At 69.2% G+C, this 14638-nt stretch carries 13 protein-coding genes; 4 read left to right on the top strand and 9 right to left on the bottom strand.

The window, feature by feature from the left end:
- Nucleotides 1-57: 57 nt before the first annotated feature.
- Nucleotides 58-288: a hypothetical protein gene (locus B0I29_RS20915; protein WP_111650708.1), complete on the top strand. Its 231-nt coding sequence runs from the start codon at nt 58-60 to the stop codon at nt 286-288.
- Here the strand turns inward: B0I29_RS20915 and B0I29_RS20910 are convergent.
- Genes B0I29_RS20910 through B0I29_RS20890 form a run of 5 tightly spaced genes read right to left on the bottom strand, consistent with a single transcriptional unit; the run spans nt 285 to nt 6441 of the window.
- Nucleotides 285-875 carry a LutC/YkgG family protein gene (locus B0I29_RS20910; RefSeq protein WP_111650814.1) on the bottom strand — a complete coding sequence of 197 codons (591 nt, stop codon included), beginning with the start codon at nt 873-875 and terminating at the stop codon, nt 285-287. The two genes, B0I29_RS20915 and B0I29_RS20910, sit on opposite strands and share 4 nt — an antisense overlap.
- A complete protein-coding gene (locus B0I29_RS20905) occupies nt 872-2299 on the bottom strand; it encodes a LutB/LldF family L-lactate oxidation iron-sulfur protein (protein WP_111650707.1) in 1428 nt (475 codons plus the stop codon). Before B0I29_RS20905 ends, B0I29_RS20910 begins: the two co-directional genes overlap by 4 nt.
- Before the next feature lies 1 nt (nt 2300).
- Nucleotides 2301-3032, bottom strand: a complete 732-nt coding sequence (locus tag B0I29_RS20900; protein WP_111650813.1) for a (Fe-S)-binding protein — start codon at nt 3030-3032, stop codon at nt 2301-2303.
- Nucleotides 3033-3034: 2 nt separating this feature from the next.
- Complete coding sequence (locus tag B0I29_RS20895) at nt 3035-4414, bottom strand: rhamnulokinase (protein ID WP_111650706.1); 1380 nt, start codon at nt 4412-4414, stop codon at nt 3035-3037.
- Nucleotides 4411-6441: a bifunctional aldolase/short-chain dehydrogenase gene (locus B0I29_RS20890; RefSeq protein ID WP_111650705.1), complete on the bottom strand. Its 2031-nt coding sequence runs from the start codon at nt 6439-6441 to the stop codon at nt 4411-4413. Before B0I29_RS20890 ends, B0I29_RS20895 begins: the two co-directional genes overlap by 4 nt.
- Before the next feature lie 1826 nt (nt 6442-8267).
- Between B0I29_RS20890 and B0I29_RS20880 the strand changes: the two genes are divergently transcribed.
- Complete coding sequence (locus B0I29_RS20880; RefSeq protein ID WP_111650704.1) at nt 8268-8834, top strand: sugar O-acetyltransferase; 567 nt, start codon at nt 8268-8270, stop codon at nt 8832-8834.
- Between the two features lie 23 nt (nt 8835-8857).
- A complete protein-coding gene (locus tag B0I29_RS20875) occupies nt 8858-9610 on the top strand; it encodes a TetR/AcrR family transcriptional regulator (protein WP_245972649.1) in 753 nt (250 codons plus the stop codon).
- An 8-nt stretch (nt 9611-9618) separates the two neighbouring features.
- On the opposite strand, the gene B0I29_RS20870 is transcribed toward B0I29_RS20875, so the two are convergent.
- Entirely contained in the window at nt 9619-10998 is a 1380-nt protein-coding gene (locus B0I29_RS20870; protein WP_111650703.1) for an MFS transporter, read from the bottom strand.
- A gap of 86 nt (nt 10999-11084) precedes the next feature.
- Between B0I29_RS20870 and B0I29_RS20865 the strand changes: the two genes are divergently transcribed.
- Nucleotides 11085-12035: an Lrp/AsnC family transcriptional regulator gene (locus B0I29_RS20865; RefSeq protein WP_111650702.1), complete on the top strand. Its 951-nt coding sequence runs from the start codon at nt 11085-11087 to the stop codon at nt 12033-12035.
- A 141-nt stretch (nt 12036-12176) separates the two neighbouring features.
- Here B0I29_RS20865 and B0I29_RS20860 read toward each other — a convergent pair whose 3' ends face one another.
- The 3 genes from B0I29_RS20860 to B0I29_RS20850 form a co-directional block, all read right to left on the bottom strand.
- On the bottom strand, nt 12177-12995 hold the full coding sequence (locus B0I29_RS20860; protein ID WP_111650701.1) for an NAD-dependent epimerase/dehydratase family protein: 819 nt from the start codon (nt 12993-12995) through the stop codon (nt 12177-12179).
- A 130-nt stretch (nt 12996-13125) separates the two neighbouring features.
- Nucleotides 13126-13803, bottom strand: coding sequence for an SDR family NAD(P)-dependent oxidoreductase (locus B0I29_RS20855; RefSeq protein ID WP_111650700.1), 678 nt, complete (start codon nt 13801-13803; stop codon nt 13126-13128).
- Nucleotides 13804-13812: 9 nt separating this feature from the next.
- Nucleotides 13813-14526, bottom strand: coding sequence for an MBL fold metallo-hydrolase (locus B0I29_RS20850; protein WP_111650699.1), 714 nt, complete (start codon nt 14524-14526; stop codon nt 13813-13815).
- Between the last annotated feature and the right edge of the window lie 112 nt (nt 14527-14638).

Here is a 14638-nt window from a genome sequence, read left to right as displayed (position 1 = left end):
CCGGGCAGGAACCACGACCGCTCCTGCCCGCGGGGTGCGCGCGGGTAGGGTTCGGGCATGACTTTCGCCGATCGCCTCGAAGAGCAGCTGCGCGCCGTCGAAGCGTCGATCGTGCCCGGCACCGACTGGGGCCGTGAGTTCCAGGAGATCATCGACAAGACCCGGGCCGACGCGCGCAACGGCGACGCGATGGACCTGGACGAGAGCCTCGCCCAGGTCACCGCCATGGTCGCCCGCCACCGCGCCCGCCAAGATCAGTCGGCAACGCAGGGACAAACGGAGAACTAACCCAGCAACAACACGTGCAGGTTTCGCGGGCCGTGCACCCCTTCGACCCGGTTCAGCTCGATGTCGCTCGTCGCCGACGGCCCGCTGATCCAGGTCAGCGGCCGCCGCGCGTCCAGCCGGGCGACCGCGTCCGGCACCGCCGCGACCACCTGTTCCGGCCGCAGCACGATGATGTGCACGTCCGGCAGCAGGGTGATGATGCGCCGGCCCTGGTCCGGTGAGGCGTCCAGGACGATGGTTCCGGTCTCCGCCACGGCCACGGCCGCGGCGGTCAGGACCGCTGCGGCTGCCGCTATCCGGTCCGGCGCGAGGCCGTCGTCGACCAGGGCGCCGGCTGGGCGCCATTCTTGCGGCAGACCCGAGGGTACGAGTACCGCACCGCTGACCAGCCCTTCCACGGTCGACGCGATCTCATCCTCGCGAATCCGGTGGACCGTGGCCTTGTAGTCGACGAGCCGGTCCACCAGCACGTCGAGATCAACGGGCCGCCCGGCGGGCCGATAGTCCCGGGGCACCTCGGGAACCACCAGCGCGTCCCGCAATGCGGCACGCACCCGGCTCAGGATCAGCTCTCGTGACGCGCTCATCGGGCCGCCCACCAATCACGGAACGTCTGCGACGGCATCTCCGGCAGATCACGGCTGGCCGTCCACCCGGTCAGTGGCGGTGGCAGGCCCCGGCCACGACGCCCGGCGATGCGGGCCAGTTTGGCGGCGCGCTGCGCTGACGCGTACAAACGGGGTCTGTCCATGATCCGAGCCGCCGCCTTCATCGCCGCGCGCTCGCCGCGCGGGTGTGGCACCTCGTTGCGCAGGTGGACGAGGATCGACGGGATGTCGATCTTGACGGGGCAGGCGTCGAAGCAGGCGCCGCAGAGCGACGACGCGTAGGGCAGTGACGCGTTGTCCTCGATGCCGGTGAGCTGCGGCGACAGGATCGCGCCGATCGGTCCGGGATAGACCGACCCGTACGCGTGCCCGCCGGTCCGCTCGTAGACCGGGCACACGTTGAGACAGGCCGAGCAGCGGATGCAGTGCAGCGCCGAGCGGCCGGCCTCGTCGGCGAGGACCGCGCTGCGACCGTTGTCCAGCAGGATCAGGTGGAAGTTCTGCGGGCCGTCGCCGGGCGTGACCCCGGTCCACATCGTGGTGTACGGGTTCATCCGCTCCCCGGTCGACGCCCGGGGCAGCAGTTGCAGGAAGACCTCCAGGTCCTGCCAGGTCGGCAGCACCTTCTCGATGCCCATCACGGTGATCAGCGTGTCCGGCAGGGTGAGGCACATCCGGCCGTTGCCCTCGGATTCGACGACGGCGAGCGTGCCGGTGTCGGCGATCGCGAAGTTCGCGCCGCTCACGGCCACCGTGGTCGAGAGGAACGTCTCCCGCAGATAACGCCGGGCGGCCGCCGCGAGCACCGGCGGATCATCCGTCAGCGCGGGGTCCACGCCGGGCATCTCGCGCAGGAAGATCTCCCGGATCTCCGAGCGGTTGCGGTGGATCGCCGGCACCAGGATGTGGCTCGGCTTGTCGTGGCCAAGCTGGACGATCAGCTCGGCGAGGTCGGTCTCGACCGGCGCGATGCCGGCCTCCTCCAGGGCCTCGTTGAGCCCGATCTCCTGGGTCGCCATCGACTTGACCTTGATGACGCGATCAGAACCGGTCTCCTTGACGAGCCGGGTGACGATCGCATTGGCCTCGTTGGCGTCGGCGGCCCAGTGCACGATGCCACCGGCTGCGGTGACGTTCTGTTCCAATTGCTCCAATAAGAAAGGCAGCCGCGCCATCACGTCGGCCTTGATCGCCGACCCGGCGTCCCGAAGCCGCTGCCAATCCGGCAGCTCACCGATGACTTTGCCGGATTTGCCACGAATAGTCGTGGTGGCATGCCTCAGGTTGCGCCGCATCTGATCGTTGCCAAGGGCATCGTGCGCCGCCTCCGGAAACGTCTGGTCACCGCGCAGATTGCCGACACCCCGCGGAGCGGTAGCCGGCATCCCCAGAAAAGTGGTCATGTCACGACTCCGTCGCGGCGAGGATCTCGGCAAGATGGACCGTGCGCACCCCGGACCGCAGCCGCGACAACCCACCCCCGATGTGCATGAGGCAGGACGCGTCACCAGCGCTGCAGACATCCGCGCCGGTGGAGACGATGTTGGTCATCTTGTCGGCCAGCATCGCCGACGACGTCTCGGCGTTCTTGATCGCGAACGTGCCACCGAACCCGCAGCACTGCTCGGCGGCCGGCAGCTCGACCAGGTCGAGGCCGCGCACCTGCCGGAGCAGGCGCAGCGGCTTGTCGCCGACCCGGGTCATCCGCAGGCTGTGGCAGGTCGGGTGATAGGTGACCTTGTGCGGATAGAACGCGCCGACATCCTCGATCTTGAGAACGTCGATGAGCAACTCGGACAATTCGTAAGTGCGCTCCCCCACCGATGACGCGCGGGAGGCCAGCCCCGCGTCACCGTATTTGGCAGCGACCATCGCGTGCTGATGACGAATCGACCCGACGCACGATCCCGACGGCGCCACGATCACGTCATAAGGATCAAACGTCTTCACATACCGCTTCACCAGCGGCAACGCGTCCTTCTGATAGCCCGTGTTCACGTGCATCTGCCCGCAACACGTCTGCTCGAACGGGAACACCACCTCATGGCCGAGCCGCTCCAGCAAGAGCGCTGTCGCCTTGGCAGCCTCCGGGAACAGCGTGTCGGCCAGACAGGTGGCGAAAAGAGCGATCCGCACGGTCACCTCCCTGCCCGCGTGGCCGCTGCCCGCCAGACAGCATCGTCGCCGCGCGGCTCATAACGCACGATGCGTTGAGTCTCGCGCACCAGCGCCCGCATCGCATCCAGACCCCCCTCGACCACCCCGGCCGCCCGGGCCTGGACGAGCAGGTTGCCGATCGCGGTGGCCTCGACCGGTCCGGCGAGCACCGGCAGGCCGCTGGCGTCCGCGGTCAGCTGGCAGAGCAGCGCGTTCAACGCTCCGCCGCCGACCAGGTGCACACTCGACACCGAACGGCCGGACAGCTCCTGGGCCTGGCGCAACGCGCGCCGTTGCGCGAGCGCCAGGCTGTCCAGGATGCACCGGGTGATCGTCGCCCGCCCGGCTTCGGCAGGCAGCCCGGCCAGCTTGCGCAGCCGGCCCTCCATGTCGCCGGGCGGCATGAACACCGGGTCGTCGAGGTCGACGACGTAGGCCAGCCCGGGTTCGGCGGCGGCCTCTTTCAGCAGCTCCGGCAGGTCCGGCGAACCCCACTCGCGCAGGCACTCCTGCAGCGGCCACAGCCCCATGACATTCCGCAGATAGCGAATCGTCCCGTCGACGCCGCCCTCGTTGGTGAAGTTCGCCTCGCGCGACGCGTCACTGAGCACCGGCTCGTCCAGTTCCAGGCCGACCAGCGACCACGTGCCGCACGAGATGTAGGCGAAGTCGCTGCCCTCGGCCGGCACCCCGACGATCGCCGACGCGGTGTCATGCGACCCGACCGCCACGACCGGCGTGCCCTCATGGAAGCCGATCACCTCGCCGGGATGCCGGACCGGAGGCAACACCTCGGCCCGCAACCCCAAATCCGAGATCAAATTCAACGACCATTCTTGGGTACGCACATCGAGCAGCCCCGTGGTCGACGCGTTCGTGTACTCCGCCCCGATCTCACCGGTGAGCCAGTAGGCCAGCAGGTCCGGCACCAGGAGCAGGTGACGCGCCAGCCCGTACTGCGGTGTGTCCCGGGCCGCCATCAGCTGATAGACCGTGTTGAACGGCAGCGTCTGCAACCCGTTGACCGCATAGAGGTCGTCGGTCGCCGCGGCGATCCCGTCGGTCCGCGAGTCCCGGTAGTGCACAGGGTTGCCGAGCAGCGCGCCGCTCGCGTCGATCAGCCCGTAATCGACAGCCCACGAGTCGATGCCGATGCTGTCCACCGGGCCGGCCTTGCGCAGGCCCTCGATCATGCCGCGGTGCAGCGACAGGATGTCCCAGTGCAGGGTGCCGCCGACGCGTACCGGGTCGTTGGAGAACCGGTGCACCACGTCCAGTTCGAGCCCGTTGTCACCGAACCGGCCGACCACGACGCGTCCGCTGGACGCACCGAGGTCGACCGCCGCGAAAACCTTGCTCATCGCAGGAACGCCGCCGCGACACCGGCGTCCACCGGAACGTGCAGGCCGGTCGTGTGCGACAGCTCGCCGGCCGTCAGCACGAAGACCGCGTTCGCCACGTGCTCCGGCAGCACCTCACGCTTGAGCAGGGTGCGCTGCGCGTAGTACTCGCCGAGCTTCTCCTCCGGCACGCCGTAGACCGCGGCACGCTTGGCTCCCCAGCCACTGGAGAAGATGCCCGAGCCGCGGACGACACCGTCCGGGTTGATGCCGTTGACCTTGATGCCGTACCCGCCCAGTTCGGCCGCGAGAAGGCGTACCTGATGGGCTTGATCTGCTTTGGCGGCGCCGTAGGCGACGTTGTTCGGTCCCGCGAAGAGTGAGTTCTTGCTGGAGATGTAGACGATGTCGCCGCCGATGCCCTGCTCGATCAGGATTTTCGCGGTGGCCTTGGCGACCAGGAACGAGCCCTTCGCCATCACGTCGTGCTGCAGGTCCCAGTCCTGTTCGGTGGTCTCCAGCAGCGGCTTCGAGATGGAGAGGCCGGCGTTGTTGACGACCAGGTCGACGCCGCCGAACGCGAGGACACCGGTTTCCAACGCTTTGTGGATCGCCTCGGCATCGGTCACGTCGGCGACCACGCTGATCGCCGCGTCGGTGCCGCCGATCTCGCGGGCCACGTTCTCGGCGGCCTCGCCGTCGCGGTCGGCCACGATCACCACGGCGCCCTCGGCGGCGAGCCGCAGCGCGATGGCCCGGCCGATGCCGGAGCCGCCGCCGGTCACGAACGCGATCCGGGTGGCGAGGGGCTTCGGCTTCGGCATCCGCTGCAGCTTCGCCTCCTCCAGCGACCAGTACTCGATGCGGAACTTCTCCGACTCGTCGATCGGGGCGTACCGGGAGACCGACTCGGCGCCGCGCATCACGTTGATGGCGTTGACGTAGAACTCGCCGGCCACCCGGGCGGTCTGCTTGTTCGCGCCGAACGAGAACATGCCGACACCCGGGACCAGCACGATCGCCGGGTCGGCGCCACGGATCGCCGGGCTCTCCGGGGTCGCGTGCCGCTCGTAGTAGGCGCGGTAGTCGTCCCGGTAAGCGGCGTGCAGTTCCTTCAGCCGGTCGATCACGGCCTCGAGCGGCGCGTCAGGTGCCGTGTCCACGACCAAGGGCTTCACTTTGGTACGCAGGAAGTGGTCCGGGCAGGACGTGCCCAGTGCCGCCAGCTCGGCGAGGCGTTCGCTGCCGACGAAGTCGAGGACCACGTCGCTGTCGGTGTAGTGGCCGACCTGGGTACGGTCCGTCGAGGCGAGGCCGCGGATCACCGGGAACAGGGCGGCGGCTCGCTCCGCGCGTACCGTCTGCTCCAGAGGCTGATGGGTCGCCGCGCCGAAAGGCGCGCTGCGGCCGTGCTCGGCGAGATAGGCCGCGGCGGTGGAGATGATCTCGTTGGAGTTGGCCTCGCAGGCGTCGCTCGTGGCGCCCCACGCGGTGATGCCGTGACCGCCAAGGATCACGCCGATCGCCTGCGGGTTCGCCTTCTGCACGGCGGCGATGTCGAGCCCGAGCTGGAACCCGGGACGACGCCAGTCCACCCAGACCACCCGGTCACCGAAGATCTCCTTGGTGAGCGCGGGCCCGTCCGCGGCGGTCGCGATGGCGATACCGGCGTCCGGGTGCAGGTGGTCGACGTGCGGGACGTCGACGAGCCCGTGCATGGCGGTGTCGATGCTGGGCGCGGCGCCACCCCGCCCGTGCAGGCAGTAGTCGAACGCGGCGACCATCTCGTCCTCGCGCTCCAGACCGGGATAGACGCTGGGCAGGCTCTTGAGCCGGTCGAGGCGGATCACGGCGAGACCGTTCTCGGTCAGCGTGCCGAGGTCGCCGCCGGAGCCCTTGACCCAGAGAAGGTCGACGGGCGTCCCGGTGACCGGGTCGGTGTCGGTGCCCTTGGCCGACGTGTTGCCGCCGGCATAGTTGGTCGTTCGGGGATCCGCGCCGAGGCGGTTCGAGCGGGCGATGAGCTCGGCGACTACGGGGTTCGTCATGACGGTCCTTCGGGCCGGGGCGGGTTCCGTCTTCCAGTTTCACGGGGTTCCCGGGGTTGGGGTTGGTGCTGGTCACGGGCCGTTCTCGGTAGTAGAGAGCCCGTGGTTTCCCGATGCCGGTGTGAAACGTTTCAGAGTTACGGACACATTACGACGCACCACAACCGCGGTCAAGGCCAACCACCACCCATTCCCGCACCCGGCCCAGCACCGGGCTCGGCGCAGCACCCGCCCAGCCCGCCCACACACTCAGCCCGGCCCGGCCCATGCGTCGAGCCCGCCCACGCGCCCAGCCCGCCCCATGCGCCCGAGCCCAGCCCACGCGCCCAGCCCAGCCCACGCGCCCAGCCCTGCCGCGAACCCGGGCCCGGCCACGCGCACCCAGCCCGGTCATGCGCCCGAGCCCGGCCACGCACCAAGCCCTGCCTATACGTCCGGGCCTGCCGCGAACCCGAGCCCGGCCACGCACCCGAGCCGGCCCACGCCTCGCGCGACGCAAACGCTGAAGCCTCGCGGCACTCGCGCGGACACCCCGCCCCCTGGACACGTCCGCCACCACGCGAGCGAGCCGAGCGAGCCGAGCGAGCCGAGCCAGCCGAGCCAGCCGAGCCAGCCGAGCGAGCCGAGCCAGCCGAGCGAGCCGAGCCAGCCGTAGCCCAGGCCTGTTATCGGGCACTCATACCGTGGCTGGACTACGGCTCAGGGGCGCGAGCCGTAGTCCAGCCACGGAATGGCCGTCTAATAACCGCTCTCAGCTACGGCTCGTCCTGCGACACGAGACCTTCCGCGACAGGGTGCACCCGCATCACGACCCGCACCGCGTAGCCGGGCCGCGCGTGTCGAGGTCCGGACGAGAGCGGCGGCAATCGACCAACCCGGACGGCCGAGCCCCGGCTGTTTGACGTCACGCCCCCGAGTAAGCAGCACCCTCAGCTGACCGGCACGGAGAGCACTGACCCTGCTGGTCAATTGAGGTAGCCGCTTACCCGGGGATGCGTGCCGTCGACCTATGGTCGGGCGTGATTTGTCGCCGTAGGTCTCGTCTCCGCGGGGAGCGAGTCACCCAGCCGCGAGTCCAGATTCCGCCAGGCGGGCCGAAGGCAATGCGCCGCGAGTACCCCCGCCCGCTGTGTGTCGAGTTGAGGCGCGTATCGAACCCGAAATCGACACAGCGCAGGCGATCCGCGGGGTCCGTGTCGAATTTGGGGGCGCAGCAAACCCGAAACCGACACAGGCCAGGCGAACCGCGGGGTGCGTGTCGAGTTTGGGGGCGTAGCGAACCCGAAATCGACACAGCCGCTTTGGCCTGCGCGATCTTGGGCCGCCGTTCCCGCCGGGGTGTGGTTCGGGGGCCACGATCGCCACGGGAGGACTGTGGCGGAGAGGCGATCAAGACCTGGCGTCCGCTACTTGCGGGATTTCCAATAACCAGCAGTGCGAGCCAGCCGGCCCTCGCAGGGGTGAGTCCAGGAAATACACCAGCCTCCGAACGTATGCCCCGCACCACTGTGTGCCCCCAACTCTGCGGCGATGGTCACTGCACCTGCGCACCTAGCCGGCGGGGTTCGATCACGCGGGGAGTGCCGGGCGGGGCGCGAGGAGCGAGCCCACGGCCGGGCCGGCGAAACAGCCGCCGACTCCGCCGACCCTGCCGACCCGCCGACCCGCCGCCCTGCCGACCCGCCGCCCCACCGGCCCGTCGGCCCGCCGGCCCACCGGCCCGCCGCCCCGCCGACCCCGCCGACCCCGCCGGCCATCGATCGGGGAGGTGGAAACCGGCGATTAATGGGACGCGGTGGTTGGCAACTCAGCGTACATTTGTACACATGTCCGTCAGTGAGAAGAGCATGCACGCACGGATGCTCGCCGGAGAGCTCTACATCGCCGATGACCCGGATATCGCCCGGGAGTCCGCCCGCGCCCGGCGCCTCGCCCACGAGATCAACGCGATGGATCCGACCGACGATGACCGGCGGCGGGAGCTGCTGACCGAGCTGCTCGGCGGGTTCGGTGAGGGCAGTGAGATCCGGCCGCCGTTCCAGTGTGACTACGGCTTCCAGACGACGGTCGGTGCGCGTACGTTCGCGAACTTCGGTCTTGTCGTTCTGGATGTGGCGAAGGTGACGATCGGTGACGACGTGCAGATCGGGCCGAACGTTCAGCTGCTGACCGCTACGCACCCGCTCGAGCCGGGGCCGCGCCGGGACAAGTGGGAGTCGGCGGAACCGATCGTCATCGGGGACAACGTCTGGCTCGGCGGCGGGGTGATCGTCTGCCCCGGCGTGACGATCGGCGAGAACACCGTGGTCGGCGCCGGTTCGGTGGTCGTGAAGGATCTGCCGTCCAACGTGGTCGCGGTCGGTTCGCCGGCGCGCGTCATCCGCGAACTGTGAGCCGGACGCGCGCCGACGGCGTCGTGCGTCAGGCCACCCCGGCAGCAAACCCCGCAAAAGCCGCCCCCGCAAAAGCCACCCCAGCGAAAGCCGCGCCAACCAAAGCCGGCCTGCCCAAAGCCAGCCCATCCAAAGCTGGCCTGCCCAAAGCCAGCCCATCCAAAGCCAGCCCGTCCCAAGCTGGCCCGACCGAAAAAGCCCACCACGACCCCACTAAACGCAACAACCCGCGCCGCGCTCGCCGTCACGACCCGGATCGCAAGGATCGCATCGTCGACGCCGCCATCCAGGTGATCGCCGAGCACGGTGTAGCCGGCACCACGCACCGGCTGATCGCGGCGGCGGCGGATGTCCCGCTGGGTTCGCTGACGTATCACTTCACCGGGCTCGACGATCTGCGCGCGCAAGCCTTCAAGCGGCACGCCGAGCGGATGTCAGCGACGTACGCCGCGCACTTCGACGGGGTGCACGACCGCGACCAGCTGATCGACGCGGTGACCCGGCTGATCCACGGCGACGCGGGCGCCGACACGCACGACTGGGCGATCGCGTACGAGCTCTACCTCGCCGCGCTGCGCGACCCGGCCTTGCGCGAGGTCACCGAGACATGGATGCGGGCCAGCCGCGCGGTACTGGAACGCTTCGTCGATCCGGTGACCGCCCGCGGGGTGGACGCGCTGATCGAGGGCCTCGTCATTCATAAAACTCTGGCGACCACCCCGGTGCCGGTGGAGGAGATCCGCGCGATAGTCACCCGAGCCGTCGGTAAGCCGTAAAAAAACCGTCACCCGGCCACTCCGGCAACCGCCGCCGCCTGCTCCTTGTGCCTGGCGAACACCAGCACCACCACCGCACCCACCAGCGCCAGCCCGGCCGCGATCAACAGAGCCGTATCAAGCCCATCCACAAAAGAGCCCGAACCATAGGCCGAACCGAACACCGTCCCGAGCACCGCCACCCCGAACGCGAACCCCAGCTGCCGGAACGCGTTCATCGCGCCGCCCGCCATCCCGCTGCGCTCCTTCGGCACCTCGTCAAGAATCGCCGACGACATGGTCGGCAGAACCATTCCGACGCCGAGCCCGACCAGGACCAGCCCGGGAATCAGCACACCCCCGCCGGACGACGAGTCAACCCGCGTCTGCAGCAGATCACCGGCAGCCACCAGCAGCAGGCCGACACCGACGGTCCAGCGCGCCGGCCGCCCCTGCAGCGCCCGACCAGCGAAAACGCCGACCACCAGCGACGCGAGACTCATCGGCAGCGCGCCGAGCAGCCCGGCGTCAACCGGCCCGTGACCGAGGATCCGCTGAAGCCACACGGTCGTATAAGGCATCACCGCGAACGCCGCCGCCTGGGTGAGAAACGCCGCCGCGATCAGCGAGGCGAACGCCGGCCGCCGGAACAGCCCAAGATCCAGCATCGGATGGTCCGAGCGCCGCTCGACAACCATAAATACGATAAATCCGATAAGTCCAGCAGTGATCGACCCGATCGTCACCCCGGCACTCCACCCTGACACCGAAGCCGAGATCAGCCCATAGGTCAACGCCCCCGCCCCCACCGTGAACGCCACCGTCCCCGGCACATCGAACCGGCCCGCCCGCGGCGCACGGGACTCCACGACACCCCGATAGGTGAACCAGGCCGCAGCGGCACAGATCGGCAGGTTCACCAGGAAGATCCAATGCCACCCGAGGTGCTCGGTCAGCAGCCCACCGGCGATCGGCCCGGCAGCCGCGGCCGCACCGTTCACCGCTCCCCAGACACCGAACGCCACACCCCGATCCCGCCCCTGATAGGTCACGTTGAGCAGCGCGGCCGTCGTGGCATACATCGCCGCACCCCCGATCCCCTGCACGATCCGGGCGCCGATCAGCGTCGCCGCATCCGGCGCCAACGCACAGATCAACGACGAAACCCCAAAGATCAAGAGCCCGATTCCGTACGCGCGGCGGCGCCCGTACCGATCGGCCAGTGACCCGGCGCCGAGCAGGAGCGCAGCGAGTGCGAGGGCGTAACCGTCGAGGATCCATTGCAGTTCGCCGGCGCCGGCGCCGAGGCTGGCGGCGATGTCCGGCAGGGCGACCACGACGACGGTGACGTCGACGAGAAGAAGGAACGTGCCGAGACAGACGGCGACGAGCGGTGACCATTTGTGCATGCGAAGCACTGTGCCGGTCCGGCGGCGGAGAGAGCGACGCAGAACGTGGAAACCGGCGGATCTCGACACCTGATTACGCTGGGTCGATGGAAATCGACACGCTCGACCAGCAGGTGATCCACGCGTTGCGGATCAACGGCCGGGCCGGTTACCGGGAGATCGGCGTGGCCCTCGGCGTCGCCGACCAGACCGTGGCCCGCCGGTACCGCAAGCTGCGCGAACAGGCCGGCCTGCGGGTCGTGGCGCTGCCGAACCCGCTGACGCTAGGTCAGGAGATGTGGACGATCCGGTTGCGTACCGCGCCGGATGCGGCGACGACCATCGCCGCGGCGCTCGCGCGTCGCCGCGACACGGTCTGGGTGAGCCTGACCAGCGGCGGGACGGAGATCTCCTGCAGCGTACGCGTACCGGCCACCGCCGACTGGGAGTCGCTGCTGCTGGAGAAGCTGCCGCGTACGCCGCGTCTGGTCTCGGTGACGGCGCACTGTCTGATCCACCAGTTCAGCGGCGGAGCGATCGGGCCGGACGGCCGTGACCAGGCGCTGACCAGCGAGCAGATCGAGGCCCTGACGCCGGAGCGGCTGCCCGGTCACCCCCAGCTGACCGATGCCGATCAGCCGCTGATCGACGCGCTGGCCCGGGACGGCCGGCTCGGGTACACCGAACTGGCGGCGGCAACCGGGTGGCCGGAGTCCACCGTGCGCCGGCGGCTACGCGACCTGCTGGGCACCGGCGCGCTCTTCTGCGACGTGGAGATCGACCCGGACGCACTCGGATATCGGGGCCGGGTGATGCTCTGGCTGTCGGTGGCGCCGTCCCGGCTCGCCGAGGTCGGCGCCGCGCTGGCCGCGCACGACGAGGTCGTCTTCGCGGCCGCCACGACGGGGCCGACGAACGTCACCGCCACCGTCGTCTGCCAGGACATGGCCGGCTTCTACCGCTATCTGACCGAGAAGATCGGCTCCCTCGACGGGGTGGAGCGGGTGGAGTCGGCCCCGCTGGTCCGCCACGTGAAGCAGGTCGGATCGATCAATTGAAAAATTCTGGTTACCGATGCAACGGAAGCAGGGGTGCCAAACGTCCTTGATCTACGAGGGCACTCCCCTGCCCCCGGGGCCGTGCCTGGCACGGAGGCGGCGGCGGTACCGATTCGGGCCGCCGCCGCTCCCGCTCTTCCCTCAGTGGTCAAAGGTGAATCCGGCCGCGCGCAGCTTCGCCGAGCTCATCGGCACCACCGGGGTGGCGATCTCCGCGCGATAGGTCAGGTCCGGCCAGCCCTCTGCCGCGCAGATTCCGGCGAAGACCTCCCGGTTGGTCGGCGGCGTGACGGCGTCCGGTACCGCGTTGTAGACCCCGGTCAGGCCACCGGTGACCACAAAGTCGAGCGCCGCGGCGGCATCCCGGTAGTCGATCCGATAGAGCAGGGCCTCGCCGTCGAACGGCACGCTGCCGCCGAGCATCTCGTGGGCCAGCTTCACCCGGCTCGGGTAGTCGATGTCGCGCGGATGCCCGTACACATCGGGAAGACGCACGACCGCGCCGCGCGCCGCGGCCAGGACCGCCGCCTCGGCCGCGATGAAGTTGCGCGGCGAGGCGTCCGGATCGTCGGTGAGCGGCGTGGTCTCGTCGACGACGGGCGCGAGACCGCGACCATAAACGGACACCGAACTGGTGAAGACGACGCGATCATGGACCGCCGCCGCGGTACGCGCCGTAGCGGTCAGGGTGTCGGCGTACTCGGCTACGCGCGCCGTGGCGTCGAAGGCGCGGGTGATGCGCGGGCTCACCGTGAGCACCACCGCGTCGGCGCCGGTGACCGCTTCGGACAGCGCGGAACGGTCACTGCCGCGCAGCACCGCGACCGACGCGCAGACCGCGCCGACCTCGGCGGCCCGGGCGGGCGAGGTGGTCGTCCCGACGACGTGGTGACCGGCCGCGGTCCAGCGCCGGGCCAGCTCCATACCGACGTTCCCACAGCCGACGATCACGTATCGCATAAGCACTCCGCCCTATGGAAACGCCGTTTCCACAGAACCCTAGCGGCAGATCGTCACCGGAGGACCGTCCGGATCGGATGGGCATCACGAAACACGGCGATGGGCGAATTGTCGCGCGTGGGTGGCGTCGTTAACGCGTACCGAAGAAGGGTTTTGAGCGGGCGGCGAGGCGGAGAGCGGGACCGAGGACGCCGGTGAGCGCCGCCATGCGGCGCGGATAGGAGACCAGGGCTGGGCGTTTTCGGACACAGGTCAGGAGTACGTCGACGGCCTTCTCGGTCGGGATGCGGAATGGGGTGACCGGTGACTTCGCCATCTTGGTGTCGACGAAGCCGAAGCGGACCGTCGTCACCGCGACGCCGCGCGGGCGCAGTGCCGCGTCCAGGCCGAGGAAGTACGCACTCAGGCCCGCCTTGGAGGCCGCGTAGCCGGGCGCGTCCGCGCTGATCAGAGTGTCGGCCATGCTGGACAGCCCGATCAGGTGCCCGCGACCGGCGGCCAGCATCTTCGGGACGATCACCTCGACGGTACGCGCGGCGCCGAGCAGGTTGACCTCGATGGCCCGGGTCTGCGCGGTGAAGTCGTCGGTGAGGGTGTCACCGATCCCGGCCGCGTAGACGCAGAGGTCGACGTTGTCGATTTCGGACAGGGCCCGGGGGAAGTCCGGCGAGGTCACGTCCACGACGCGGTGGTCGCCGACCGGGGCCGGGCTGCGCGACAGTCCGGTCACCTGCCAGCCGCCGTCGATCAGTCGTCTGGTCAGCGCGAGACCGATCCCGTCACTGTTGCCCACGATCAATGCGTGCATGAACAGCGATTATGAGCGGTGCGACTCGATCCGGCGCACGATTTCCCCCGCGCCCTGGTTCCACGGCGTGCCGTGGCCGGGCAGCACCCACGTCACGTCCAGCTCGGCGATCTTCGCGAGGGAGGCGGCGGCCTGCGCCGGGTCGTCGGTGAACGGGGCCGGCTGGGGACCGTTCTCGCCAGTCAGCACGTGCCGGGTGGTCAGCGCGTCACCCACGAAGACCGCGTCGGCGGCCGCCGAGTGGATCGCGATGCTGCCCGGTGAGTGCCCGGGCAGCCCGATGATCCGGGGCGCTCCGGGGAGGTCGAGCACCTGACCGTCTTCGATCGTGTTCACCTCGGTCAGGTACGTGGTTTTGAGACCACCCTTGCGGGACGCGTACCAAAAGAAGCTCGTGATCCCACCCAGCTTGACCTTTCCCCAGGTGGGTTTGGTTTTGATCTCGCCGCGGGCGCGCGCGGCGTCGGCCGCGTGGACGAAGATCGGCACCTGGTGGTCGCGTCGCAGTCGCTCGGCGAAGCCGAGGTGGTCGGAGTCACCGTGCGTGAGAATGACGCCGCGGATGTCGGCGACGGAGAGGCCCAGGCTTGTCAGTTCGCTGATCAGTTCCGGCCATTGGCCGGAGAGTCCGGCGTCGATGAGCGTGACGCCCTCGTCGGTGACGATGAGGTAGACCGCCACGATGTCGCTGCCGATGCGGTGGAGTTGGGGACCCAGCTTCATGATGGCTAAGGTACATAGCTATGATGGCTACGGTCAATAGCTATCGTTTGTTGTGGCCTGTGGTTGTTGAGGCTTGCAGTCGTTGAGGCCTGTGGTCGTTGAGGCCTGTGGT

It is taken from the genome of Actinoplanes lutulentus (genome assembly GCF_003259845.1).
GTDB lineage: Bacteria > Actinomycetota > Actinomycetes > Mycobacteriales > Micromonosporaceae > Actinoplanes > Actinoplanes lutulentus.
This window is presented reverse-complemented; position numbering and strand designations above follow the sequence as displayed.